The 24,840-nt window shown below is 74.5% G+C and carries 24 protein-coding genes and 1 pseudogene; 11 read left to right on the top strand and 14 right to left on the bottom strand.

The features are described 5' to 3' along the window. Together IG74_RS0105365 and IG74_RS0105360 are read right to left on the bottom strand one after the other, a co-directional pair. A partial coding sequence (locus IG74_RS0105365; protein ID WP_030670364.1) for an SPFH domain-containing protein occupies window positions 1-336 on the bottom strand: 336 nt, incomplete at its 3' end. Window positions 337-435: 99 nt separating this feature from the next. Then, window positions 436-1,296 carry a hypothetical protein gene (locus tag IG74_RS0105360; protein ID WP_051854560.1) on the bottom strand — a complete coding sequence of 287 codons (861 nt, stop codon included), beginning with the start codon at window positions 1,294-1,296 and terminating at the stop codon, window positions 436-438. 120 nt (window positions 1,297-1,416) lie between these two features. On the opposite strand from IG74_RS0105360, the gene IG74_RS0105355 reads away from it, so the two are divergent. Next, on the top strand, window positions 1,417-2,145 hold the full coding sequence (locus IG74_RS0105355; protein WP_030670360.1) for a class I SAM-dependent methyltransferase: 729 nt from the start codon (window positions 1,417-1,419) through the stop codon (window positions 2,143-2,145). A 16-nt stretch (window positions 2,146-2,161) separates the two neighbouring features. On the opposite strand, the gene IG74_RS0105350 is transcribed toward IG74_RS0105355, so the two are convergent. Then, on the bottom strand, window positions 2,162-3,112 hold the full coding sequence (locus tag IG74_RS0105350; RefSeq protein ID WP_030670358.1) for a GlxA family transcriptional regulator: 951 nt from the start codon (window positions 3,110-3,112) through the stop codon (window positions 2,162-2,164). Between the two features lie 233 nt (window positions 3,113-3,345). Between IG74_RS0105350 and IG74_RS0105345 the strand changes: the two genes are divergently transcribed. Together IG74_RS0105345 and IG74_RS0105340 are read left to right on the top strand one after the other, a co-directional pair. After that, window positions 3,346-3,999 carry a DJ-1/PfpI family protein gene (locus tag IG74_RS0105345; RefSeq protein WP_030670356.1) on the top strand — a complete coding sequence of 218 codons (654 nt, stop codon included), beginning with the start codon at window positions 3,346-3,348 and terminating at the stop codon, window positions 3,997-3,999. A 51-nt stretch (window positions 4,000-4,050) separates the two neighbouring features. After that, window positions 4,051-4,581 carry a hypothetical protein gene (locus IG74_RS0105340; protein ID WP_030670354.1) on the top strand — a complete coding sequence of 177 codons (531 nt, stop codon included), beginning with the start codon at window positions 4,051-4,053 and terminating at the stop codon, window positions 4,579-4,581. A 9-nt stretch (window positions 4,582-4,590) separates the two neighbouring features. Here IG74_RS0105340 and IG74_RS0105335 read toward each other — a convergent pair whose 3' ends face one another. The 3 genes from IG74_RS0105335 to IG74_RS0105325 form a co-directional block, all read right to left on the bottom strand. Beyond that, on the bottom strand, window positions 4,591-5,622 hold the full coding sequence (locus IG74_RS0105335) for a hydroxyacid dehydrogenase (RefSeq protein WP_030670351.1): 1,032 nt from the start codon (window positions 5,620-5,622) through the stop codon (window positions 4,591-4,593). A gap of 71 nt (window positions 5,623-5,693) precedes the next feature. Further along, a complete protein-coding gene (locus IG74_RS0105330; protein ID WP_420709856.1) occupies window positions 5,694-6,737 on the bottom strand; it encodes a sensor histidine kinase in 1,044 nt (347 codons plus the stop codon). 89 nt (window positions 6,738-6,826) lie between these two features. Then, window positions 6,827-7,504, bottom strand: coding sequence for a response regulator (locus IG74_RS0105325; RefSeq protein WP_030670345.1), 678 nt, complete (start codon window positions 7,502-7,504; stop codon window positions 6,827-6,829). 247 nt (window positions 7,505-7,751) lie between these two features. Here IG74_RS0105325 and IG74_RS0105320 point away from each other — a divergent pair, with 247 nt between their 5' ends. The 3 genes from IG74_RS0105320 to IG74_RS0105310 all read left to right on the top strand — a co-directional run bounded on the left by IG74_RS0105320 (window position 7,752) and on the right by IG74_RS0105310 (window position 12,330). Further along, entirely contained in the window at window positions 7,752-8,966 is a 1,215-nt protein-coding gene (locus IG74_RS0105320) for a DUF418 domain-containing protein (protein WP_030670344.1), read from the top strand. A gap of 231 nt (window positions 8,967-9,197) precedes the next feature. Next, on the top strand, window positions 9,198-11,339 hold the full coding sequence (locus tag IG74_RS0105315) for a glycosyltransferase family 4 protein (protein WP_051854559.1): 2,142 nt from the start codon (window positions 9,198-9,200) through the stop codon (window positions 11,337-11,339). Between the two features lie 76 nt (window positions 11,340-11,415). After that, complete coding sequence (locus tag IG74_RS0105310; RefSeq protein WP_030670340.1) at window positions 11,416-12,330, top strand: hypothetical protein; 915 nt, start codon at window positions 11,416-11,418, stop codon at window positions 12,328-12,330. 44 nt (window positions 12,331-12,374) lie between these two features. On the opposite strand, the gene IG74_RS0105305 is transcribed toward IG74_RS0105310, so the two are convergent. The 4 genes from IG74_RS0105305 to IG74_RS0105285 all read right to left on the bottom strand — a co-directional run bounded on the left by IG74_RS0105305 (window position 12,375) and on the right by IG74_RS0105285 (window position 15,503). After that, entirely contained in the window at window positions 12,375-13,058 is a 684-nt protein-coding gene (locus IG74_RS0105305) for a DUF6766 family protein (protein ID WP_030670338.1), read from the bottom strand. 83 nt (window positions 13,059-13,141) lie between these two features. Further along, window positions 13,142-13,546: a hypothetical protein gene (locus tag IG74_RS0105295; RefSeq protein ID WP_030670335.1), complete on the bottom strand. Its 405-nt coding sequence runs from the start codon at window positions 13,544-13,546 to the stop codon at window positions 13,142-13,144. A 220-nt stretch (window positions 13,547-13,766) separates the two neighbouring features. Beyond that, on the bottom strand, window positions 13,767-14,099 hold the full coding sequence (locus IG74_RS0105290; RefSeq protein WP_030670332.1) for an STAS domain-containing protein: 333 nt from the start codon (window positions 14,097-14,099) through the stop codon (window positions 13,767-13,769). Window positions 14,100-14,720: 621 nt separating this feature from the next. Beyond that, on the bottom strand, window positions 14,721-15,503 hold the full coding sequence (locus IG74_RS0105285; protein WP_030670329.1) for a dioxygenase: 783 nt from the start codon (window positions 15,501-15,503) through the stop codon (window positions 14,721-14,723). A gap of 146 nt (window positions 15,504-15,649) precedes the next feature. On the opposite strand from IG74_RS0105285, the gene IG74_RS0105280 reads away from it, so the two are divergent. Then, the gene (locus IG74_RS0105280; protein WP_030670326.1) at window positions 15,650-16,108 is read left to right on the top strand and encodes a MarR family winged helix-turn-helix transcriptional regulator; all 459 of its coding nucleotides are present in this window, start codon (window positions 15,650-15,652) and stop codon (window positions 16,106-16,108) included. A gap of 51 nt (window positions 16,109-16,159) precedes the next feature. Here the strand turns inward: IG74_RS0105280 and IG74_RS0105275 are convergent, their stop codons facing one another. Next, window positions 16,160-16,891 (bottom strand): MgtC/SapB family protein, encoded by a 732-nt coding sequence (locus IG74_RS0105275; RefSeq protein ID WP_030670323.1) that lies wholly within the window; start codon window positions 16,889-16,891, stop codon window positions 16,160-16,162. Between the two features lie 358 nt (window positions 16,892-17,249). On the opposite strand from IG74_RS0105275, the gene IG74_RS0105270 reads away from it, so the two are divergent. Continuing rightward, window positions 17,250-19,004 (top strand): ABC transporter permease, encoded by a 1,755-nt coding sequence (locus tag IG74_RS0105270; RefSeq protein ID WP_030670321.1) that lies wholly within the window; start codon window positions 17,250-17,252, stop codon window positions 19,002-19,004. A 56-nt stretch (window positions 19,005-19,060) separates the two neighbouring features. Further along, window positions 19,061-20,446 carry a nitrate/sulfonate/bicarbonate ABC transporter ATP-binding protein gene (locus IG74_RS0105265; protein ID WP_037824386.1) on the top strand — a complete coding sequence of 462 codons (1,386 nt, stop codon included), beginning with the start codon at window positions 19,061-19,063 and terminating at the stop codon, window positions 20,444-20,446. A 68-nt stretch (window positions 20,447-20,514) separates the two neighbouring features. Here the strand turns inward: IG74_RS0105265 and IG74_RS0105260 are convergent, their stop codons facing one another. Both IG74_RS0105260 and IG74_RS0105255 read right to left on the bottom strand, forming a co-directional pair. Then, on the bottom strand, window positions 20,515-21,153 hold the full coding sequence (locus IG74_RS0105260; RefSeq protein ID WP_030670316.1) for an NAD(P)-dependent oxidoreductase: 639 nt from the start codon (window positions 21,151-21,153) through the stop codon (window positions 20,515-20,517). Between the two features lie 68 nt (window positions 21,154-21,221). Next, complete coding sequence (locus tag IG74_RS0105255) at window positions 21,222-22,214, bottom strand: EamA family transporter (protein ID WP_030670314.1); 993 nt, start codon at window positions 22,212-22,214, stop codon at window positions 21,222-21,224. A 78-nt stretch (window positions 22,215-22,292) separates the two neighbouring features. Between IG74_RS0105255 and IG74_RS0105250 the strand changes: the two genes are divergently transcribed. Further along, window positions 22,293-23,192, top strand: coding sequence for a LysR family transcriptional regulator (locus IG74_RS0105250; RefSeq protein ID WP_030670311.1), 900 nt, complete (start codon window positions 22,293-22,295; stop codon window positions 23,190-23,192). Between the two features lie 7 nt (window positions 23,193-23,199). On the opposite strand, the gene IG74_RS0105245 is transcribed toward IG74_RS0105250, so the two are convergent. Continuing rightward, window positions 23,200-23,631, bottom strand: a complete 432-nt coding sequence (locus IG74_RS0105245; protein WP_030670307.1) for an ArsR/SmtB family transcription factor — start codon at window positions 23,629-23,631, stop codon at window positions 23,200-23,202. A 152-nt stretch (window positions 23,632-23,783) separates the two neighbouring features. Between IG74_RS0105245 and IG74_RS45575 the strand changes: the two are divergent. Then, a pseudogene (locus IG74_RS45575) lies at window positions 23,784-24,793 on the top strand (ABC transporter permease); the annotation flags it as partial. Between the last annotated feature and the right edge of the window lie 47 nt (window positions 24,794-24,840).

The following is a 24,840-nucleotide window of genomic DNA, read 5'->3' as shown; positions in this document are numbered from 1 at the left end:
GCGGTTGGAGAGCAGGTCGTCCAGGTCGCTCTTGCCGATGATGGAGCGCAGCACCTTGAAGTAGACGACCGCGTCGACGCGGACCGTGACGTTGTCCCGGGTGATGCCCTCCTGGGCGGGCACCGGCATCGTCACGATCTGCATGTTGACCTTGCGCATCCGGTCGACGCCCGGCACGACCATCGTGAACCCCGGCGGCCGCGCCTCGCCGTGCAGCCGCCCGAGGCGGAACACGACACCGCGCTCGTACTGCTTGACGACACGGGCCGCCGACGCCGCGTACAGCAGACAGGCGGACACCGTGGCCACGCCCGCCGCGAGCAGTTCCTCCAGCATGACGACCCCCTGTCGCTCCGAGCCGCCCGAGCCGTCCGTGAACGCTGAATTGTCCGTGATTTAACGATACGCCCCGATGTGGGCCTGGGGCGAGGGCCCTCACGCCGCCCGGGGCCGGGACTCGTACAGGCAGGTGTAGTAGCGGCCCGCCGCTTCGAAGCCCGTGGGATCGGCGCCCGCGGCGGTGACGCGGTCCACGGCGTCGCGCTGCTCGGCGGGGTCGGTGAACAGGCGCTGCGGATACAGGCGGTCCGGGTCCGTCGTGGTGGCCAGGCCGTGCGCGGCGAGGCTCTCGGCGATGCGGTCGTAGGGGACCGTGCGCAGCACGAACGCGCTGACCCACAGGGGGAGCCGGACGTGTTCCAGGAGCGCGTCGAAGGTGCGGTACGACACGTACCCGATGCCTCCGGTGACGGTGATCAGGCCGACGCGGCCCATCGCGCGGGCGAGGCCGTGACTGGGCGGTACCCGCTCCAGGTTCTCCGCGAACGCCTCGTCGAGCAGGCCGACGGCCAGGGCGTAGGCCGTGGCCCGGGCCGCCGTGTCGACGCCGATGATCCGCACCGCGTCCGGGCGGCGCCGCTCGGCGTAGAACTCCTTGTCGCGGTCGAGGAGTTCGCCGGGCGTGAGCCGGTCCGCCGCCTCGTCGGTGTAGTGCGCGTACAGCTCGTCGAGCGTGACGTCGTGGTTGAGCAGCGCCGCGTTGATGCCGTACGAGCAGCACAGGTCGAGGACCGTGACGCGCTCGCCGTCCGCGCCGGGCGGGCCGCTGAGTTCCCGCTCGGCGAGCGTGCGGCGGAAGACGCCCTGGGCGTGCTGCGGGATCTCGTAGGCGAAGGGGGCGAGGCGGCGGAAATACGCCCGCGGGTCGGGGCGGTCGTAGATGTCGTCGAACCGGGTCTTGCCCGCCATCTCGGTCATCGCCGGGCCGTTGCCGTCGGGCGTCCTGCGTGCGCACATGGGGATACCTCCGGGGCGTGAGTTGGGGTGTGCGGCAGTTGAAGCTCTACCCGACGCGTTTCCCGGCCCGGTAGACCGCGCGGCGGTTCCCGGCCAGGACCGACTCATTAGGCTGTGCCGGTGTTCACCTCCCAGGGCCCCTCACTTCGCGAACTGGCCGTGCAGGCGCTGTCCTCCACCGAGCACGGCTACGACCTGCTGGCTCCCAAGTTCGACCGCACGCCGTTCCGCACGCCCGACCGCATCCTGGACGCGACCGCTGCGGCCTTGCGTCCACTTGGCCCGTTCCCAGCGGGTCTCGACGTGTGCTGCGGCACCGGGGCGGGCGTGGAGACCCTGCTGCCGCTGTGCCGGGAGCGGGTCACCGGCGTCGACTTCAGTGCCGGGATGCTGACCGAGGCGCGGGCGGCGGTCGCCGCGCCCGGGCCGGGTCCGGTGGTGGACTGGGTGCGGGCCGACGCCCGCGCGCTGCCGTTCGCCGGCGCCTTCGACGTGGCCGTCAGTTTCGGGGCGTTCGGCCACTTCGTGCCGTCCGAGCGGCCCGGGCTCTTCGCCCAGGTGCACCGGGCGCTGCGCCCCGGCGGCCTGTTCGCCTTTCCCCTCGGCGCACCACAGCCACTCACATCACCATGGTACTGGGCCATGCTCGGCTTCGACTCGGCGATGCGGGTGCGCAACGCACTGCTGCGGCCCCCCTTCGTCATGTACTACCGCACGTTTCCGCTGGCCGGGGTGCGGGCCGACCTGGAGCGTGCCGGGTTCGCGGTACGCCTTCTCCCGCTGGCGGAGTTCGGGCGCAGGGACGACGGCAGCCCGCACTGGCGCCTGGTGGTCGCGCGCAAGGAGTGAGCCCCCGCCCCGGGGCCTAGACCCGGGCCCCGAACGCCCGTCGGTACGCCTGCGGGCTGACCCCCGCGACCCGCTTGAAGCGGTCGCGGAACGCCGTCGGCGAGCCGAAGCCGACCTGCGCGGCGATGCGCTCCACCGGGTGGGCGGTGGTCTCCAGGAGGTGCTGGGCCCGGCGCACCCGCGCCCGGTGCAGCCACTGGAGCGGCGTCGTGCCGGTCTGCTCGCGGAAACGGCGCAGCAGGGTGCGGCTGCTCAGGCCCGCGTGCGCGGCGATGTCGTCGAGGGTCAGCTCGCGGGCCGCGTTCTCGTCGAGCCAGCCGAGCAGCGGTTCGAGGGCCTGGCCGCAGGGGTTCGCCGGGGGCTGGTTGACGATGAACTGGGCCTGGCCGCCCTCGCGTTCCAGCGGCATCACGGACGCGCGCGCGGCGTCGGCGGCGACCGCCGAGCCGTAGTCGCGGCGGATCATGTGCAGACACAGGTCCATCCCGGCGGCCGCGCCCGCGGAGGTGAGGATCTGGCCGTTGTCCACGTACAGGACGTCCGGGTCGACGTCGACGTCCGGGTAGGCCGCCGCGAGCTGGGCCGCCGCGTACCAGTGCGTCGTGGCCCGAAGGCCCTTGAGCAGCCCGGCCTGCGCGAGCACGAACGTGCCGACGCAGACCGAGGCGATCCGCGTGCCCGCGGCGGCCGCCGCGCGCAGCGCGTCGAGGACGTCGTCGCGCACCGGCGCCACCGGGTCGTGCACGCCCGGCACGATCACGGTGTCGGCGTCGGCGAGCGCGCCCAGGTCGTAGGGGGCCCGCAGCGCGAAGGCGCCGCCCGCGTCGACCTCCTCCTCGGCCGCGCACACCCGCACCCGGTAGGCCGACCGCTCGCCGGGCAGCCGGGTGCGGGCGAAGGCGTCGATGGGCATCGCCAGGTCGGAGGGGATGACGTCGTCCAGGGCGAGGACCGCGACCGTGTGCATGGCGGCAACGTACGACACCACCGGCTTCCCGCCAACCCCGGCCGCCGCACGCCGACGGCCGCGCTGCGGGCCCGCCCCCGCCCCGCGCACCGCCCCGGACCTCGGCACTCCACCGCCGAGGGGCCGATGGCGATATCCCGTTGACAGCTGTCATTCCAGCCACTGTTGAGATCGAACCCGCCCTGGCTAGCCTCGGCGGTGCCCGAGCCCCTCAGCACGGAACGGAACCCCGCATGCGCGTGCAGGCAGTACTCTTCGACGGCTTCGACCCGCTGGACGTCCTCGGCCCGCTGGAGGTCCTGTACGCGGGCGGCCACGCCACCGACGGCGCGCTCACCGTGGAGCTGGTCTCGGCGGAAGGGCCCCGTGACGTCCCCAGCGGTCTGGAGCCGATCAGCCTCAAGGCCACGGCGAGGCTCGATCCGGCCCGCGCGGACCTGGTGCTGCTCCCGGGCGCGGCCGGGGCGACCGAGCAGCGCGACCCCGACGACGACAGCATCCCCGCCCGTCTCGGGCGCACGCTGCGCACCGAGCTGCCCGGGCTCCTCGGCGAGGCGCTCGCCCGCCCCGGCGTGACCGTGGCCAGTGTCTGCGGCGGCTCGCTGCTCCTGGCCCTGGCCGGGCTCATCGAGGGCCGCCCCGCCACCGGGCACCACGCCGCCCTTGACGGCATGGCCGGGCTCGGCGTGCGGACCGTCCGGGCCCGCGTCGTCGACGACGGCGACCTGGTCACGGGCGGAGGCGTCACCTCGGGCCTCGACCTCGGCCTGTACCTGCTGGAGCGCGGCTTCGGGCCGCGCGTCGCCCACGCTGTCGAAGAGCTCTTCGCGTACGAGCGCCGCGGCGTCGTCTGGAGCGAGAGCGGCACCGAGCCCGTCGCGATCTGAGCAGCCAGACACCCTTCCCGCCGCCCTACCGAAGGCCTCCGAGAGCCCCTGATGTCGAAACTCTTCCTCACCCTGCACGTGCTCGCCGCGATCGTCGCCGTGGGCCCCGTCACCGTCGCCGCCAGCATGTTCCCCAAGGTCCTGCGCGAGGCCCTGGCCGCGCCCGACGACGCGCGGCCCGTCACCACGCTGCGCACGCTGCACCGCATCAGCCGCGTCTACGGCGGCCTCGGCATCGCCGTGGTGGCCTTCGGCTTCGCGACCGCGAGCAGCATGGACGTCCTGGCGAGCCCGTGGCTGATCACATCGATCGGCCTCACCTTCCTGGCCGCCCTGATCCTGCTGCTGCTCGTCCTGCCCCGGCAGGAGACGGCCCTCGCGGCGGTGGCCGGGCCGGAGTCACCCGACGGGGACGCGCGGGCCGCGGACGGCACGGCCACCGGGCCCGAGGGGGCGGTCGCGGTGCGGCCGGACGCGCGGACGAGCGCTCAACTCGCCATGTACACCGGCGTCTTCAACGTCCTCTGGGCGACCGTCACCATCTTGATGATCGTCCGGCCGGGCTCCACGACGGGCGCCTGAGCGGGCGCCTCAGGCAAGGAGCCGGGCCCGCCGGGCGGACACGGCGTGGGCGAAGCCGTCGCCCGCCGCCCAGCGGGCCACCTCGCTCACGGCGAGGTCGGTCAGGCGCCGCCACTCGTTGCCCTGCGACCCGGCGAGATGCGGGGTGAGCAGCACGTTCTCGCAGTCCCACAAGGGGTGCCCGGGCGGCAGCACGTCGGGGTCCGTGACGTCGAGCACGGCCCGGATCCGCCCCGCCGTCACGGCCTCGGTGAGCGCCTCCTGGTCGAGGACGGCACCGCGCGCGGTGTTGATGAGCACCGCGTCCTGACGCATGGCGGCGATCAGGTCCCGGCCGACGAGCCCGCGCGTCTCGGGCAGCAGGGGCGTGTGCACGCTCACGACGTCGCTCTGGGCGAAGAGCTCCCGCAGCCCGACGCCCCGCGCGCCGAGGGCGGCCGCCTGCGCCGCGTCGACGTACGGATCGTGCAGCAGGACCCGCAGGTCGTACGGCCGCAGCAGGTCAATGACGCGGCGGCCGACGTGCGAGGCGGACAGGACGCCCACGGTGCGGCCGTGGTTGCCGATCGTGCGGGGCGTGCGCATCGGGTCGTCGGGGCGGCGCGCGGCGGTGAACGCGCGGGCGCGCTCCAGGACCCGCTTGCCCGCGAGCAGAATCATCGCGACCGTGTACTCCGCCACCGGAAGGGCGTTGGCGGCGGCCGCCGACGACACCTCCACGCCGCGCTGCCAGCACGCGTCCGTGACGTGGCCCCGGACGGAGCCCGCCGTGTGCACGACGGCCCGCAGGCCCGGGGCGGCGGCGAGCGCGGCCGCGTCGAGCGGCGGGCAGCCCCAGCCGGTGACGAGCACCTCGACCCGGCCGAGCACGGCCCGGGCCGCCGCCGTGCCGAAGTCGTCGAGCAGCGGCGGATGCACGAGGTCGCACACCGCGTCGAGCGCGGCGAGCGCCTGGTCGTCGAGGACGGCAGCGGCGGCGTCGCGCGCCATGGCGAGCGCGACGACGGGCCGGGCGGCGGGGCGGGGCTGCGACGTGGTCATGGTGCTTCAGGTATACGGGGTGCGGCGCGCGCGGCACAGGAGGCACCCGGACAGCTTCCGGCGCGGCGGGTTCAGGCGCCCGGGTTCGGGACGCCGAGCCTGACCCGGTAGCCGCCGTCGGCCGTGGGGCCCGCCTGGAAGGTGCCGTGCAGCAGCTCCGCGCGCTCGCGCAGGCCGACGAGGCCCTGCTGGGAGCCGGGCAGGGGCAGCGAAGGACGCGTGGGCGGGCTGTTGGTGACCGTGACGCCGAACTCCTCGCCGTCGTCCCACAGGTGGACGCCGGCGCGGGCGCCCGGCGCGTGCTTGCGCACGTTGGTGAGCGCCTCCTGCACGGTGCGGTACAGGGCGCGCTGCGCGGGCGTCGCGATGTCCGGCGGCAGCGCCCCGGTCAGCTCCGCCTCGATGCCGCTGGAGGCGACCAGGGTCCGCAGGTCGGCGAGGGTGGGCTGCGGCGTCAGCTCGGTGGCGCGGCCGCCGGACGCGCGCAGCAGCGTGACCATGTGCCGCAGCTCGTCGAGGGTGTTGACGCTCAGGGAGCGGATCGTGCGGGCCGCGTCCCGCGAGTCGGCGTCCTTGGCGGCGACCTGCCAGGCGCCCGCCCGTACCGCGATCAGCGACACCTGGTGCGAGACGACGTCGTGCATCTCGCGGGCCAGCTGCGCCCGCTCCCGGGCGAGCACGGCCTGCGCGTGCAGCGCCCGTTCGTGCTCGCGCGCCTCCTCGATCTCGGCCAGGCGCCGCGAGAGGTCCCGGCGGGCCTGGGTGAGCTGGCCGAGCAGCACGGGGGCGGCCGCGGTCGTCAGCGTGTAGACGAAGTAGATCAGGGTCCAGGTCTGGTCGTCGGAGGTGAGCGAACCCGGTGGCCACGGGAAGGCGGAGGCGGCCGCCGACAGGATCGCGCACGCCGCGAGGAGCCTGCGGTCCCGGGTCCGGTCGGCCAGCGTGAACAGGGCGGCGAACGGCGGCACCGTCAGCTCGACCACCACGCTGGCCGGCAGCGTGAGCAGGACGACGGCGAGCGGGAACCGCCGTCGCAGCAGCAGCGCGGCGCAGGCCACCGACGCCGCGGTCAGGGCCCCCGGGGTCTCGTCGTAGAAGTCGGTGGTGAAGGCCAGGTCGATCACCGCGCAGACGAGGATGACCAGGTCGACGACGTACGGGGGGAGACGGCGCGGCCACGGGGCGGCACCGGCCGCCCGCTCGCTCACCGCGGCTCCTCCGTCCGGCCCGCCGTGTCCAGGAGCCCGGCGCGCTCGGCGAGCAGCGCCGCCTGGACGCGGCTGGTGACGCGGAGCTTGGTGAGGATGGCGCTCACGTGGTCCTTGACGGTGCCCGCGCTGAGGTGCAGGCGGGTGCCGATGTCGGCGTTGGTCAGGCCCTCGGCGATGAGGACGAGGACGTCGCGCTCGCGGCCCGTGAGGCGCTCCACACGGGTCCGGTCCGCGCCGGACGCGGCGCCGCCGCCGGGACCCGGGTGGGCGCGCAGCATGGACCGCGACGCCTTGGGTGACATCACCACGCCGCCCGCGGCGAGGGTGCGCACCAGCTGCGCGAGCTGGTCGGGCTCGGTGTCCTTGAGCAGGAACCCGGCCGCCCCGGAGCGCAGCGCGGTGACGATGTACTCGTCGGTGTCGAAGGTGGTCAGCATCGCCACCACCGGGGCGTCGGGAAGGGACCGCAGCTCCCGCAGGACGGTGAGGCCGTCGACGTCCGGCATGCGGATGTCGAGCAGCACGACGTCGGGGCGCTCGCGCCGCACGGTGTCCACGGCGTCGCCCCCGGCGGCCGTCGCGACGACGTGCAGGTCGTCGGCCGCGTTGAGGATGAGTTCGAAACCGGACCGCACCAGGGCCTCGTCGTCGACCACCACTACCCGGATCACGCTGTCCCGCCTCGCCGTCGTCGTCGTCCCGCGCCGGCCTCCCGGCCGTCCGCGAGGGGGACCGCCCTCGTGATCGTCCCCGTACGACTCTAGGCGGCGGTGCCGACGGCGCACGGGGGCGGTCCCGTACGGCAGCCACCCGGCGTGGGGGTTCCAGCCGTTCGGGGGGAGGGGCGGGCCGGGCGGCGGAGCGGCGCCGGACGACTGCCGGATACTGCGCGCGGAGCCCGCCGCCAAGGCTGGCGGCATGACTCAGAACGCAGTGGCCACGGCGCAGGCACCGGCCGCGGCGCCGGTGGCCGACGCGCGGTCGACCGGCCGCCTCATAGGCGTCGACCTCGCCCGCGGTCTCGCCGTCTTCGGCATGTACGCGGCCCACGTGGGGCCCGACCCCGCGACGGCGGGCGGCGTGCGGGGGTTCGTGATGGAGCTGGCGCACGGCCGGTCGTCCGCCCTCTTCGCGTTCCTCGCGGGCTTCTCCGTCGTCCTGATGACGGGGCGCAGGGTGCCGAAGACCGGCCGCGCGGGCCGCCAGGCCGTGGCGAAGGTCGCGCTCCGCGCCGTCGTGCTGCTCGCCCTCGGCACCGCGCTCACCATGAGCGGCACACCGGTCGAGGTGATCCTCGCCTTCTACGGCCTGTACTTCCTGCTGGTCCTGCCGCTGTACCGGCTCTCGGCGCGGACGCTCGCCGAGATCGCCGTGGTGGCGGCGCTCGTGCTGCCCCAGCTGCTGTACTTCGTCGCGCGCGCGGTGTACTACGACGGCGCCCTCGGCGGCGGCTCCACGGGCGCCCTGGCCTGGCCCCGCACCGCGGACGGCCTGGTCTCGCTGCTCTTCACCGGCTCCTACCCGGCCCTGTCCTGGCTGCCGTTCGTCATCGCGGGCATGGCGGTGGCGCGCCTCGACCTGGCGGACACCGCCGTGCGGATCCGCCTCGCCGTCACCGGCGCGGGCCTGGCCGTGCTCGGCTACGGCGGGTCCTGGCTCGCGCTGCACCACCTGCCCGGCGTCGCGCAGGCCCTGAGCCGGGCGGGCTTCCCCTCCGGCGGGACGGGCACGGCCTGGTGGTCCGACGTCGCGGGCTGGCCCGAGGAGGACACCTGGGGCTGGCTGTTCGTCGCGGCACCGCACAGCGAGACGACCCTGTCGGTCGTGGCGAACACCGGCGTGGCCGTCGCCGTGCTCGCCTGCTGCCTGCTCGCCGTCGACGCGCTGCCGCGCTTCCGGCGCCTGGCCGGGCCCGTGATCGCGGTCGGCAGCATGTCGCTGACCGCGTACGTCCTGCACATCGTCGCCATCCGCTTCCTCGGCGGGGACGGGCTGCCGCAGTCGACACTGGTGCTCCTCGCCTTCGTCGCGGGCGTCACCGCGTTCGCCGCGCTGTGGACGCGGTTCTTCCGGCGCGGCCCGCTGGAGGCACTGCTCCAGCGTGCGACCAGAGTCGCGGACCGCGTGCGCTGATGGTCCCAGCGACCCCCGCCGAACGGCGGGGGGCGCTCCCGCCGTTCGGCGCCCCGGTTTCAGCCCCCGGCGGGACGCCTCCCGACCCGTACGACGGGGAGGGTGTATGAGCCACGGACATCTCGGACGACACCGCACCTAAAGGCCACACGTGATCTAGACGTCAGAGCGCACCCAAGCGCCCGCCGCACCGCTGCCCCCCTCCTCTCGAAGCCCACGGGACACCCCCTCATGAAGATCACCTTCCTGCTCTACAACGCGTACGGCATCGGCGGCACCATCCGCGCGACGGCGAACCTCGCCACCGCGCTCGCCGAGCGCCACGAGGTCGAGGTCGTCTCGTACTACCGCACCGCCGAACGGCCGAGCCTGCCGTTCGGCCCCGGCGTCACCCTGCGCCCCCTGGTCGACCTGCGTCCGGGCTCCCGGCACTACGACGGGCGCGACCCGGCCCAGCGCGCGTCCGGCACCGTGTGCCCGCACGACCTGATGTACAAGGGCAAGACGCCGCCCAGCGCGCTCGGCGAGACGCGGCTCGCCGACCACCTGCGCCGCAGCGACGCGGACGTCGTCATCGCGACCCGCCCCTACCTGGTGTGCTTCCTCGCCGAGCACGGCCGCGCCGACCAGCTGCGCATCGGCCAGGAGCACGTCACCCACGACTTCCACAGCACGGGCCTGCGCCGCGCCCAGGACGCCGCGATCCCGCGGCTCGACGCGTTCGTGACCGTCTCGCACGGCGACGAGCGCGCCTACCGCGCGGCCCTGCCCGACGTCGCCACGCGCCTCACCCACATCCCGAACTGCTGCCCCGCCCCCGAGGCCGAGGCCTCGTCCGGCGACACCAGGACGGTCGTCGCGGCGGGCCGCCTGGTGCCCGTCAAGCGCTACGACCGCCTGGTCGGCGCGTTTGCCAAGGTCGCCGCCCAGCACCCGGACTGGACCCTGCGGATCTACGGGCAGGGCCGGGAGAAGGAGAAGCTGCGCCGCCGGATCGACGAACTCGGCCTGCACGACCACGTGTTCCTGATGGACGCGCGCACGTCCATCGACACGGAGTGGGCCAAGGGCGCCATCGCCGCCGTCTCCAGCGCCACCGAGTCCTTCGGCATGACGATCGTGGAGGCCATGCGCCTGGGCGTGCCGGTGGTCAGCACGGACTGCGACTTCGGGCCGCGCGAGATCATCACGCACGGCGAGGACGGGCTGCTCGTCCCGGCGGACGGCCCGGACAGCGCCGTCGAGGAGGGCATCGCCGACGCGCTCTGCCGCCTCATCGAGAACGACGCCGAGCGCTTCCGCCTGGCCCAGGCCGCGATCCGCTCGGCGCGCCGCTTCCTGCCGGACCACACGGCCGCCCAGTACGAGGCGCTGATCGACGACCTGAGGCCCGGCGCGGCGGCCGCCCGCCGCTCGCGCACCCGCCCCGCGCGCACGGCACCCGGCCGCACGCCCCGCCAGCGCTTGGGCGCCCTCGCGGAGCGCCTCGGCGTCGCCGCCTGGCTCGGCAAGGCGCTGCCGCCCGTCTCCGTCGGCTGCCGCGTGGCCGCCGACGGCTCGCTCTACTTCCTCGTACCGGTGTCCGAACTCACCCACGGGGACTGGCAGTTGGTGCTCAGGCCACGCGCGGGCACGGAGGACGACACGGTGCGGCTCCCGTTCAAGGTCACCGCCGCCGACACCGACCCGTACGTCAAGCTCCTGCTCCACCGCAGCGGCCGCCCCATGGCCGAGGGCTACTGGAACGTCCACCTCCAGCAGGGCCGCAAGGGCCGCGTCCGGCGGGCGCGGGCGGGGCTCGTGGAGACCGGCAGGCTGCTCGCGCCCACGGTGCCCCCGCACCCCTCAGGCGCGGGCTTCGCCACCGCCGTGCCGTACCGCACCCAGGACGGCAACCTCTCCCTGCGCACCTGGAGCAGGGCGGCCCACGCCGAGCTGGAGTCGCTCGCCGTCGGCGAGGAGGCGATCACCGTGACCGGCACGGTGCACGGCGCGGCGGCGCGCGGCCACCACTACCGCCTCATGGCACGGCTGCGCGGCGGCGACGCCACCTTCGAGGCCCGCTGCCACGTCGACGAGGCGGGCTGCTTCACCGCCGAGATCCCGCTGTCGGGCCCGGCCGGGCAGCACCCGGGCGGCGAGGCGATCTGGGACCTGGGCCTCGAACCGTACGACGAGCAGGGTGACGCCGTCCGGCTCGCGCGGCTGCGCGGCGACGTCATCGAGCGGCGCCGCACCGACGTCTTCCCGAGCGCCCGCCCCGCCACCGCCGACGGCGTCATCGAGCTGCGCCCGTATCTGACCGCCCACAACGACCTGGCCCTGAAGGCGGCGCCGAACCCCGTGGCGCCCGCGCAGGAGGCCGTCGTATGATCGTCGGCGTACCGCATCGCATGGCGGCCTCCTTGACGCATCGGCCCTGACGGGCCTTGAAGAGTGAGGTTGGCGCATGTCCGCGCTCCAGGTACGCCCCTTCCACCGCGACGACCGCGATCAGCTCACGGAGCTGGTGAACGCCCATGTGGCCGCCGTCGTGCCCGGTGTCTCCGTCTCCGTGAACACCGTCGTCGGCCAGCTGACGCGCAGGCCCGACGAGTTCATCACCGACCCGTGGGTCGCCGAGCGCGTGACGCTCGTCGCCGAGCAGCGGTCGTTCGTCGTGGCCGCCGCGCACCTGCTGCGCTACCGCGCCGACGCCGAGGTCGGCCCGGACTTCCGGGACGCGGGCGTCGTCGACTGGTTCGTGTCGCACCCGCCCGCGTCCTTCTGGCCGGACGCGGACGCCGCCGCCGACCTGCTGATGAGCGCCTGCCTCGCCCGCCTTGCCCGCTGGGGCGTGCGCGTGCGGGAGGCCGACGGCGCCCTGCCCGCCCCTGCCGTGTACGGCCTGCCCCGGGCCTGGCCGCACGTCCGCGCCGTCTACGAGCGCGCCGGGTTCCGGCACACCGGCGACACCGAGGTCGTCCTCATCGCCGCGGTGCCCGACCTGCCGACGCCCCCGGCCCCGGTGGCGGGCCTGGCCGTCCGCCGCTCCCTCGGCGAGTGCGGCACCCGGCTCACCGCCCACCTGGACGGCCGCGACCTCGGCTTCATCGAGGTCGACACCGCGCTCGGCCGCCCCGAACGCCAGGCTCGCAACGGCTCCCTCGCGGACGTCGGCAACCTCCACGCCGAGCCCGGTCACGGCGTGGACGGCCTGCCCGCCTGGCTCCTCGGCGAGGCCGCCCGCTGGCTGCGCCTGGCCGGCGCCGACCGCCTCCTTGCCTACGAGTCGGCCGACGACACCCGGGCCCTCGCGCTCCTGAAGGACCTGGGCTTCACGGAACTGGTCCGCACGGACCGCGGCTGGCGGCACCAGGGCTAGGGGCTGTCCGGGAGATCGGCCGCACCCGGCCCGGCGGACGGGGCTCAGCCCTCGACGCCGGTCGACGTGTGGGCCGATCCCACCGGCTTGGACTCCGGTGAGCCGCGCTGGCGCAGATAGACGGAGAAGATCGCCATCGACCCCACGGCGAGCAGCTCGGACTGCCAGTTCTGCAGGGTGCGGTCCCAGAAGTCGGCGGCCGTCAGATACGCCGACCAGCTGATCGGGGCCTGGAGCTCCCGCAGGTGCTCCTCGTTGTACGCGGCCATGCCCGTGACGGACTGCGCCAGCCAGGAGAGCAGGAACAGCGTGCACATCACCATGCCGAGGGACCGGGAGTACCACGCCTGGCGGACGCCGCCGACGGACGCCCAGCGGGGCGAGTCCGCCTTCGCGTACCGGCCCGCCTTCTGCTCCCGGTCCGTCTCCGGGCCCGCCTTGTCCAGCTCCTTGGACTCGGGCGAGCCGTGCTGGAGCAGCCACACCGTGCCGAAGATGTAGAGGAAGAACTGGAGGTACTCGGACTGCCAGTTCTCCGTCACGTCCACCGCGAAGTCGGAGGTGAGCAGATAGCCGCCGAAGCCCACCGGGTGCAGCTCCTCGGCGACGAGCCGGTTGTTGAGCTCGGCGCGCCCGGCGACGGCCTGCCCCGCCAGGGCGAGCAGGAACCCGGCCCCGAACGCCAGCGACAGGCCGTTGTTGCGCAGGAACCGCAGCAGCCGCTTCACCGCTGCGTCAGCCCCAGCACCGTGCAGTAGGCGAGCCCGCCGAGCACCACCACCAGATACAGCGTGAACAAGGTCCGCACCCGTCAACCGCCCTTGACCAGACACCGATACGGCCTCTCCGCGCGCGGCACGCAGCCGGCGGCCGTGACCTTCCAGCCGCCCGGGAACGAGGAGAGGAACAGCGTGTCGCGCTCGGCCACGACCCGCGCCTGACCGCCGTACACGTCGACGGTCCGCACCGGGCCCGCCGCCGGAAGGCCCGCCTCCGGCAGGGCCCGCGCACACGGCTGCTCGGCCGACTGCTCCAGTTCGTCGCGGGTCCCGGGGGCGAGGGCCGCGCAGCCGCGCTCCGGGTCCGAGGTGCGCAGGCTCGCCGTGAACCGGGCCGCCGCCGCGGCCGCCGCGTCCTCGCGCGCGGCGAGCGAGCCACAGCCCGCGAGCGTGCTGAGCAGCACCCCCGTGAGCACCACCGCGCCGCTGCCACGCACCAGATCTGCTCCCCTTCGCGCCACTCCGCGAGCCGCCTCGTGGGCCGTCGATTCCCGAGCCGCCTCCCGGGACGCGGGTGCGAGCACTCCGACGATGCCGTACGCGGTCACGGCGTGTGGGTGCCGGACCTCCGACACGCACGGGTGCGCCCGATCGGCCGCGGCTGCGCCGGTCGGGCCTCACCGCCTCCCGCGACGGCGAGGACCTCCGGCGGCGCCGTCACGCGTCGGTCAGGCGCAGGGTCTCGATGTCGTCCCAGCCGCGTGCGGTGAGCCGTTCCCGCAGCCTCAGTTCGGGGGTCGCGCACACGACCAGGCACTGGGGCGGGCTCAGCTGGCGGCTGAGGGCGACGAGGATTTCGAGGGCGCTGTTGGCGAAGTAGCGGACCCCGGTGAGGTCGAGCGTGATCTCCTGCGAGTCCTTGCTCTGCTCGGTGAGGGCCACGGCCAGGGGAGCTCGATGGGCGCTGACGACCTCGCCGAAGAGGCGGACGCCCGCGAGAGTGCCCGAAGGCATCATGAGGAGAAGGTCGTCGGCGAAGTAGCCACGCATGATGAGTCCTGGATGTCGAGCACCCCGCGGGGGAGGCGGCAAGGAGGGGAGGCCTTGGCGGGCGATCCCTCGCGCGGTGCCAAAGGTGCGGGTGCAGAGTCCCGCTGGACACAGCCGTTGGCGGAGGGGGCCTTGCTCCAGGCCCGAGAGATCGCCGGAGGGCTGTCGCCGCGCTGACGGCGACAGACATTCCACGGACTGCTCGCAGCGTACTCCCGCACGTCCCCGCGGGGCAGGGAGACAATGAAGCAGAGCGGCCGCACGCGCCTGCCTCGCGCGTGCGGCCCGCCCTCCTCGACCACCGCCCCGCGTGCGGGAGAACGCGCGGCGACGGGAGCGATCCGCCGGACGGCACGGGCGCTGCGCTGCGGCGTCACCGGCGTAGTGAGCGAGTGTCCCCTGCGCCGATCGCTACACCCTGGTGTGCGATACGCCTCTTGACGCAGTCACCCGCACGGGTCGGACGAGCCCGCGCACGGTGTGCGTCGAGGCCCGCCGGTCGCGGGGCACACGCGGGACGGCCCCTCGTGCGGCAGGGTGCGGGCGCGAAGGGGGTGGGTAGGGCCCGGACGTTCCGGCGCCACCGCGCTACCGCACCGTACGGAGGCGTGGCTTCCGTCCTCAGCCGAACTGGACCGAGCGCTTGGAGAGGCCGAGCCAGGTGCCCTCGATGACGCTGCGCTGCGTGCGCAGTTCGTCCGCCGCCGTGCCGAGCGTGACCGCCAGCGGTACGAAGTGCTCCTCGCGGGGGTGGGCGTAGCGGGCGCCGGGCGCCTTGTGCGCGAAGTCGAGGAGGGCGTCCACGTCCCCGGCCGCCAGGGTGCGCCTACCCCAGTCGTCGAACTCGGCCAGGACGGCGGGCACCTGGTTGTCGGGGTTGATGGCCCGGAGGTTGTGCGTGAAGTGCCCGCTGCCGACGATCAGTACGCCCTCGTCGCGCAGCGGCGCGAGCTTGCGCCCGATCTCCATCAGCCGCTGCGGGTCCAGGGTCGGCAGGCTCACCTGGAGCACCGGCACGTCGGCGTCCGGGTACATCTCCCGCAGCGGTACGTACGCGCCGTGGTCGAGGCCCCGGTCGGGCAGGTCGGCGACCGGGGTGCCGGGGCCGCGCAGCAGCTTGCGGACCTTCTCGGCGAGCTCGGGGGCGCCCGGGGCGGCGTACTGAACGCCGTAGTAGTGCTCGGGGAAGCCCCAGAAGTCGTAGACGAGCGGCACGGTGGTGGTCGCGCCGAGGGCGAGCGGGGCCTCCTCCCAGTGCGCGGAGACCATCAGGATCGCCGTCGGCCGGGGCAGCTCGGCGCCCCAGCGGGCCAGCTCGCCCGGCCAGACGGGGTCCTCGGCGAGGGTGGGGGCGCCGTGGCTCAGGAAGAGGGACGGCATGCGCTCCGGGGCTGCGGTGGTCATGGTCGGCTCCTTGCGGTGCGGCGATGTGGTGGTGCGCGGGTGCGGCGGTGCGCCGGTGCGGTGGGGCGCCCGGCGGGTTCAAATTTGAACCACCTTTCGACCGTACTCGATGGTTCGAATTTGAACAACAGGCGTAGGGTGGTGCCATGCCCAAGACCCACTGGCTCGACGACGACGAGATGGCCGCCTGGCAGGCCTTCCTGACCGCGGGCGCGCTGCTCAACCGGCGCATCGAGGAGCAGCTCAAGGACGAGTCCGGCCTGTCCCACCTCCAGTACGAGGTGCTGGTGCGGCTCTCCGCCGCTGACGGCGGTGAGCTACGCATGACCGAGCTCGCCGCGGTGGTCCTCACGAGCAAGAGCGGGCTCACCTACCAGGTCACCCAGCTGGAGAAGGCGGGCCTGGTGCGCCGCCGCTCCTGCGCCGACGACGTGCGCGGCGTCTACGCCGTCCTCACCGACGAGGGCCGCCGCCGGCTTGAGGCGGCCGCCCCCGGCCATGTCGGCGTGGTGCGCGGCCACCTCATCGACGTCCTCACGCCCGGCCAGCTCGCCGCCCTGAAGGAGGGCCTCGGCGAGGTCGCGCGGCGCCTCGGCGCGGCGTGAGGTCGGAGCCGGTGAGCGGCTGAACCCGGAGGCGCGGCCCCGGGGGTGCGGTCAGGCCGCCGACCGCTCGGCGCGCGCCTGGTCGTCCTGGTCGGTCAGGTGCCAGTGGAGGTCGCGGACGCCGGGCTCCAGGGAGAGCCGGGTCACGAGCTGCTCCATGTCCGCGCCGGGTGCGCCGTCGAGGGTGACGGCGGCTTCGAGCGCGGTGGTCCCGCCGTCCTCGCCGCGCCGGATGCGCAGCCCGGCCAGGCGCGGGTCGGCGCTGCTCAGGAGCTGGATGAGCAGTGCGCGGACGTGTGCCTCCGCGCGGCGGTCGCAGGTGACGTGGAAGGTGACCTGCGTGGTGGTGTCGGCGCTCGCCTGCGGGGCCCGGTCGATGAGGCGGCTGGTGGGCCGCAGGACCAGGTGGACGCCGATGACCGCGAACGCGCCGAGCAGTGCGAGCGCGAGCCGCCCGGAGGCGGCGAGGACGCCCACCGCGGCCGAACACCACAGCGTGGCCGCCGTGTTGAGGCCGCTGATCGAGGCGCCCTCGCGCATGATGACGCCGCCGCCGAGGAAGCCGACGCCCGAGACGACGTACGAGGCGACGCGGGTGGGGCTGGTGGGGTCGGCCATCGCCTCGCTGTAGAGCACGAAGAGGGTGGCGCCCGCGGCGACGAGCGCGTTGGTGCGCAGGCCCGCCATGCGGGCGCGCCACTGGCGCTCCACCCCGATGAGGGCGCCGCAGCCGACGCCTGTGCCCAGGCGGAGGGCGAAGTCGAACGTGGTCAGGGCCTGCATGGCGGCACCTCCCGGTGGCGCGGTCGGACGGGGACGCCCCATGGTTGCATAGTTGCGCAACTATGCACAGAGGATTCCGGTCGCGCCTGCCGCTCGACCCGCTTATTTGCGTATCGACGCAAAGAAGCGCACACTTCCCCTGGCCCCCCACGGCCCCTGTCCGGCACATCACCGAAGGAGGCAGCCATGGGCGCAGACCCTCCCAGTAGCGGCCGCTGCCTCGACGGCGGCTTCTGATCCCCGCCAGTCAATTCGCTTACGCACGCCGGGCATCGCCCCGCACCCCGCACGGCCCGCCGCACTCCGCGGTCGCGGCCCGGGGTCCGCTGTGCCCACAGTGTGGTCGGAGGTTCTTGTGATGTCGTTCCGGACCAGCGGCAGCGCGTCCCGCGCCCCGCTCGCATCCCGGTTCGCGGGGCGCGTGTCCCGCATGACGTGGGTGGACGCGGTGGTAGCCGCGGCCGTCCTGGTGCTGCTCTACCTCGTCCTCAAGGTCGGTCAGGGCACCACCGTCCGCTTCTCGACCGAGCAGTCGGTCACGGTGGACACCGATCCCGCGCGGCTGCCGTACGACGCGGCGCGCTCGCTCCTGCGCATGTTCGCCGCGCTCGCCGCCTCGACCGTCTTCACCTTCGCGTACGCCTACGCGGCGGCCAAGAGCCGCCGTCTCGAACGGATCCTGATCCCGGCCCTCGACATCCTCCAGTCCGTGCCCGTGCTCGGCTTCCTGACGGTCGCGGTGACCGGGTTCCTCGCCCTGTTCCCGGGCTCGATGCTCGGCCTGGAGTGCGCGTCGATCTTCGCGATCTTCACCTCGCAGGCCTGGAACATGACGTTCGGCTTCTATCAGTCCCTCACCTCGCTGCCGCGTGAACTCGACGAGCTGTCCCGGTCGTTCCGCTTCACCAAGTGGATGCGGTTCTGGAAGGTCGAGGTGCCGGCCGGGATGATCGGCCTGGTCTGGAACGGCATGATGAGCTTCGGCGGCGGCTGGTTCTTCCTCGTCGCGTCGGAGGCCATCAGCGTCAACAACAAGGAGTACGCGCTGCCGGGCGTCGGCTCCTACGCCGGAGCGGCCGTCACCGACGGCGACCTCGGCAAGGTCGGCTGGGCCATCCTCACCATGGCCGTCATGGTCATCGGCGTGAACTTCCTGTTCTGGCGGCCGCTGACCGCCTGGGCGGAGAAGTTCAGGAACGAGCAGTCCGAGGCGAGCGAGGTGCAGCGCTCGGCCGTGCTCGACTTCCTGCGCCGCTCCCACTGGCCGCGGCTGCTCGGGTCGCTGCTGCGCCCGGCGGGCCGCGCCCTGGGCCGGGCCGCCCGTGTCCTCGGCACCGACGACAGGCCGCTGTCCTTCGACCCGGCGCGGCGGCGCACCGGCGACATCGCCTTCGCCGTCGTCGCGGGCGGCCTCGTCGTCTGGGGCCTCGTCGATCTCGGCGGCTATCTGCACGACCGCACCGGACTCGGCGTGTTCGGCGAGCCGCTGCTGCTGGGCCTCGTCACGTTCGTCCGCGTCGTGGTGCTGGTCGCCGTCGCGACCGTGATCTGGGTGCCCATCGGCGTGTGGATCGGCTTCTCGCCGCGCCTGACCCGGATCGCCCAGCCCGTCGTACAGGTCCTCGCGTCCTTCCCCGCCAACTTCCTGTTCCCGCTCGCCGTCTGGTTCTTCCTGCGGACGGGCCTGTCCATCGACGTCGGCGGCATCCTCCTGATGGCGCTCGGCGCCCAGTGGTACATCCTCTTCAACACCATCGCCGGAGCCATGTCGATCCCGAGCGACCTGCGCGAGGCCATGGACGACCTCGGCGTACGGGGCTGGCAGCGCTGGCGGCGGCTGATCCTGCCGGGCGTCTTCCCGGCGTACGTCACCGGCGGCATCACCGCGTCCGGCGGCGCCTGGAACGCCTCGATCGTCTCCGAGGTCGTCACCTTCGGCGGCACCACACTGACCGCCACAGGGCTCGGCGCGTACATCGCCCGCGCCACCGCCGACGGCGACTTCCCGCGGCTGCTCGCGGGCGTCGCCGTGATGAGCCTGTACGTCGTGGGGCTCAACCGGCTGCTGTGGCGCCGCCTCTACCGCGTCGCCGAAAGCCGCTACTCCCTCTGACCGCCCACCGGTCCCCGCAGACTTCCCCGCCCGCCTGGAGAACTGGAGCCTCCCTCATGGCACTCAAGGCCCTTCGCGCCCTGCGCACCCCGACCGCCCGCCCCGCGGCCACGCCCCCGCGCGCCGCCGACGGCGACGTCCTGCTCGAAGCCACCGGCCTGACCAAGTCCTACGCGGGCGCCGACGGGGAGCTGCCCGTGCTCGCGGGCATCGACCTGAAGATCCGCGCGGGGGAGATCGTCGCGCTGCTCGGCAGGTCGGGCTCGGGCAAGTCCACCCTGCTGCGCTGCCTCGCCGGACTCGTCCCGGCGAGCTCGGGCTCCATCGCCTACCGCGGCGAGCCGCTGACCGGCGCCAACCCGGGCACGGCCATGGTCTTCCAGACCTTCGCGCTGCTGCCGTGGCTGACGGTGCAGCAGAACGTGGAACTCGGCCTGGAGGCGCGCGGCGTGCCCGCCGACGAACGGGCCCGCGCCGCCGTGCAGGCCATCGACCTGATCGGCCTGGACGGTTTCGAGTCGGCGTACCCCAAGGAGCTGTCCGGCGGCATGCGGCAGCGCGTCGGCTTCGCCCGCGCCCTCGTCGTCGAGCCGGACGTGCTGATGATGGACGAGCCGTTCTCCGCGCTCGACGTGCTGACCGCGGAGAACCTGCGCGGCGAGCTGATGGAGCTGTGGGAGTCCGGCCAGTTCCCGACCCGGGCCGTGGTCCTGGTGACCCACAACATCGAGGAGGCCGTCCTGATGGCCGACCGCGTGGTCGTCCTCGGCTCGCGCCCCTACGGCACGATCCGCGAGACCATCGAGGTCGGCCTGGAGCGCCCGCGCGACCGCAACGCGCCCGCCTTCGACGAGCTGATCGACCGCGTCTACCGGGTCATGACCGGACGCCCCCGCGAAACCCGCCTGCCCGGCCGCGCGGGGGCGGCGGAGCCGGACCGGCGCACCGTCGCCAACACCCCGCTGCCCACGGCCACCGTCGACGGCCTGTCCGGCCTCGCGGAGACGGTCGCCCACCGGGGCGGCGGCTGCGACCTCGCCGACCTCGCCGACGACCTCGGCCTGGACGTCGACGACCTGCTCCCGCAGGTCGACGCGCTCGACCTGCTCGGCTTCGCCCACATCGACGGCGACGACCTCGTGCTCACCGAGGAGGGCGCCGCGTTCGCCGGGGCCGACGTGCAGACGTCCAAGCGGCTGTTCGCCCGTGCCGCCCTGGAGGTCCCGCTGGTGAAGCTGGTCGCCAACAGCCTGCGCCAGCGCCCCGACGGCACCGTCCGCGCCGGGTACTTCCGCGACCTGCTCGCCCACCACTTCACGAGCGAGCAGGTCGAACGGCAGCTGGAGACGGCCACCGACTGGGGCCGGTACGCGGAGCTGTACGCCTATGCCGCGGGCTCCGAGGAGTACCAACTCGACGAGGCGTACGAGAGCGCCCCCTAGGGGCGCGGGGAACCGCGTGACCAGCCACGACGGACCCGCAGGCGAGAGCGGCGCAGCCGGTGCAGCACTCAGACGGCGGCGACCGTGATGTGGCGCTCCGGGCCTGGTGACTCCAGCTCGTCGACCACCGCCACCGCCAGGTCCTCCGCGCTGATCCACGAGCGGCCGTCGGCGCCGGTGAGCAGGGTGTCGGTGCCGCGCCGGTAGCGGCCCGTGCGGTCGCCGGGTTCGAGCAGGGCCGGCGGGCTCAGATAGACCCAGTCGCCGCCGCCGTGCGCCTCGCAGGTCCGCAGCTGGGCCACCCCCGCGGCAGCGACGGCCGTCACCGCCGCAGGCACGTACGCGGGGTCGTCGGCGACCAGCAGGCCCGCTCGGCCCGGGCTGCGCAGCGCGCCCGCGCCCCCGACCACCAGGACCCGGATCCCGAGGCGCGCGGCGCTGTCGAGGACCGTACGCGTGGCCCCGACCAGGAACTCCTGGTCGACCGGCACGGTCCGCAGGGCCACCACGACCGCGTCCGCCGCGGAGCCCGCGAGGGCCGCGCGCAGGGCGTCCGGATCGCCGGCGTCGACGCCGACCGGCGTCACGTCCGGGGCGTCGCCCGCGGGCCTGCGGGACAGGGCGAGCAGGTGGTGGCCGCGGGCACCGGCCTCGGCGATCACCCGGCTCCCGACCATCCCGCCGGCGCCGAGCACGGCGATCCTCATGCCTGTCTTCGTCGAACCGGCCCTCTGCGTCGTCTCCGTCGTGCCCGGGGCCGTCCGTACCGAGGTGTTCATCGCGTCCGCTCTCCTTGCGTCAGTTCTTCTCGTACGTGGTCTTGAGGTGTCGGGCCACCGCGGCGCGGCCCTGCCGCGCGGCGGCGCCGTGGCCGTGGGGGACTGAGCTGTGCGGCGAGCAGGGCCGCCAGGGCGAGGACGAAGCCGAGGCTCTGCGGCAGGTTCAGGGACTCGCCGAGCGCGATGCCGGCGACGGTGGCGACCAGCGGCGAGAGGAGCACCAGCGGCGCGGACGCGCCGACCGGCAGCTTGCCGATGCCGCGGAACCAGAGCGCGAAGGAGATCAGCCCGCCCATGCTGCCGAGCCACAGGTAGCCCGCGACGGCCCCGCCGTCGATGCCGTGCGGCGCCCCCTCGGCCAGGAGCGTGAGCGGGAGCAACAGCAGCCCGCCCGCCGTCAGTTGCCAGCCCGCCAGGGTCAGCGGGCCCGCCCCCGCCGGGCGGCCCCAGCGCTTGGTGAGGACGATCCCGCCCGCCATGCCCGCCGTACCGCCGAGGACGGCGAGGACGCCGACGGCGTCCAGACGGGCCTGCGGACCGAGCACGACGAGTCCGACACCGAGCACGCCGATGACGCCCCAGGCCCACTGCCAGGCCGTCGGCCGGTCGCGGAGCACCACGATGGAGAGACCGGCGACCAGCAGCGGCTGGGTGGCGCCGAGCGTGGCGGCGACGCCGCCGGGGAGCCGCTCGGCCGCCAGGAACAACAGGGGGAACAGGGCGCCGATGTTGAGCGCGCCGAGGACGGCGGACTTCCACCACCAGTCCCCGCGCGGCAGGACGCGGGTGATCGCCAGGGCGAGCAGCCCGGCGGGCAGGGCGCGCATCAGTCCGGCGAACAGCGGCTGCCCGGGCGGCAGCAGTTCTGTGGTCACCGCGTACGTGGTGCCCCAGGAAGCGGGGGCGAGCGCGGTCAGCGCGACGGTCGCCACTCGTGGCGCGGAAGGGGCCCGCGAGGGACCCGGTGACCGCTCGGTCGATAGGGGCATGCGAGGAGTCTCTGCCGTACCGGACCATGGCTCCAAAGCATGGTTGTCATCGCAGCTATGAACAATCACCATGATCGGATGGATCTCCAGCAGCTGCGGTACGTCGTCGCCGTCGCCGAAACCCGCAACTTCACGCGCGCGGCGGAGCGCTGCTCCGTGGTGCAGTCGTCCCTCAGCCATCGGATCGCCGCCCTGGAGCGGGAGCTCGGCGTCAAGCTGTTCGCACGGTCCAGCCGCCGCACCGAGCTGACCAGCGCGGGCGAGGCGTTCCTCGGCGGCGCGCGCGAGTGCCTGGCCGCCGCGGACCGGGCGGCCGCCGACGCCGCCGCGGCGTCGGGCGTGGTGCGCGGCAGGCTCGCCGTCGGCGTGATCGTGACCACGGCGGCCGTCGACGTGGCGGAGCTGCTCCAGCGCTACCGCGCCCGGCACCCGGACGTCCGGGTCTTCCTGCGGGGCGGCCGCAGCGACGACCTGACGGCCGCGGTCCGCGACGGCGGCCTGGACATCGCCTTCCTGGGCCTGCCGGAGGGCGACCTGCCCTCCGGCGTGGAGTCCGTCGTCCTCGACCGCGACGAGCACGTGCTCGTGGTGCCCGCCGGGCACCGGCTCGCGGGCGCCGGCCGGGTCACGCTCGCCGAGATCGCGGGGGAGACGTTCGTGGACTTCGCGGCCGGGTCGCCCGCCCGGGCCCAGTCCGATCAGGCCTTCGCCGCGGCGGGCCTGGTCCGCGACGTGGCGTACGAGGCCCAGGTCGCCCTGATGACCGGCCTGATCGCGCGCGGCCTGGGAGTGGCGCTGCTGCCGTCGGCGTTCATCGGGCCGCCGGCCGCCGCCGATCCCGCCCTGGCCCTCGTCCCGGTGGCCGACGGGCCGCGGCGCGTGGAGTACCTGGTGTGGAGCCGGTTCAACCCGAGCCCGGCCACCCGGGCCCTGCTCGACGTCCTCGGCGTCAGGGGGCAGCGGGCGGCGGCCTCCTGACCCGACGTCAGTGCTCGGTCGCCGGGTGGCGGCGCGCGGCCCGGCCCGCCCGGGCCCGCGGCGCGCGAGCGGGCACGTGCTCGACGGCCGCCTCCGCGACCGCCTCTGCGCTGTCTGCGGGGGCCGCCCCGGTCCGCCCCGCGGCAGGCTGTGCCACCAGGGCCGCCTCTTCGAGGAGGCCGCGCACGTCCGTGGCCCGGTAGTAGATCCGGGTGCCCTCGCGGCGCGGCACCACGAGCCCGGCCGCCCGCAGCTTCGCCAGGTGCTGGGAGGTGGCGGCCACGTGCGCGCCGAGCAGCTCAGCGAGGGCGCTGACCGGCAGCTCCTGCTGGCTGAGCGCCCACAGCAGGCGGTAGCGGGAGGGGTCGGCCACGGCCTTGAGCACCGCCACGGCCCGGTCCGCGGCCGCCGCGTCCCACGACTGTCCTTGCGCATCCATGCAAGTAGAGTACTTCGACTTCTGGAGTGGTGGGCGGCCACGGGTGAGGACTCCCGGCCATGGGCGGGGCGCCGGCGCCGCCTGCCGCAAGCACACCGAAAGCCCTTTCACACAGAAGGTCCAGGCCGAGCGGGGGGAGTGCGGGGTCGCCCGCGCTCGGCACCAATCTGCTCACGGTCTCGCCGGGCCAGTCCTTCGCGGGCGGCACCGCCCATCTGCCGGACGAGGCCGTGGGAATGATCGGCAACATCGACGGCGTCGCGTCGGTGTCCGCCGTCGGCAAGACCGACGCGAAGGTGTACCGCAACGACCGCGTCCCCAAGGAGGAGACCGGCGGCCTCAACGTGTACGCGGCCCGCACCGACCTGCCCCGGGCCGCGGGCGCCGAACTCGTCGACGGCCGCTGGCTGAACGCCGCCAGCGCCCGCTACCCGGCCGTCGTCCTCGGCCTCAAGGCCGCCGAGCAGCTCGGCGTCTTCACGGCGGGGGCCGACACCCGGGTGTGGCTCGGCGGCCGGTGGTTCACCGTGGTGGGCCTCCTCGCGCCCAACGAGCTGGTGCCGGACCTGGACTCGGCCGCCCTGGTCGGCTGGTCGGCAGCCGAGGCGGAGCTCGGCTTCGACGGCCACCCCACGACCGTGTACACCCGGGCCGAGGACTCCGCCGTCACCGACGTGCAGTCCGTCCTCGGCGCCACCGCCAACCCGGAGAACCCCAGCGAGACCAACGTCTCCCGGCCCTCCGACGCCCTGGCGGCCAAGGAGGCCACCGACGACGCGCTCAGCGGGCTGCTGCTCGGCCTCGGCGCGGTCGCGCTGCTCGTCGGCGGCGTCGGCGTCGCGAACACCATGGTCATCTCGGTCCTGGAGCGCCGCTCCGAGATCGGACTGCGCCGCTCCCTCGGCGCGACCCGCGGCCAGGTCCGCACCCAGTTCCTGTGCGAGCCCTGCTGTTGTCCGCGCTCGGCGGGCTCGGCGGCGTCCTCCTCGGCATCGCCGTCACCTCGGGGTACGCCGCCTACCAGGGCTGGCCGTCGGTGGTGCCGGTGTGGGCGATGGCGGGCGGCGTCGGCGCGACCCTCGTCATCGGCGGCCTCGCCGGGTTCTACCCGGCGGTGCGCGCCGCCCGGCTGCCGCCCACGGAGGCCCTCGCCACCGCCTGACCCCGGGCCGCGGTGTCCCCGCCCCGTCCACCTCCCCCGCGGGCGGC

The sequence above is a fragment of the Streptomyces sp. NRRL B-1347 genome (assembly GCF_000720325.1).
In the GTDB taxonomy this organism is placed as follows: domain Bacteria; phylum Actinomycetota; class Actinomycetes; order Streptomycetales; family Streptomycetaceae; genus Streptomyces.
The sequence above is the reverse complement of the archived record's forward strand: the minus strand, read 5'-3'. Positions and strand labels throughout refer to the sequence as shown.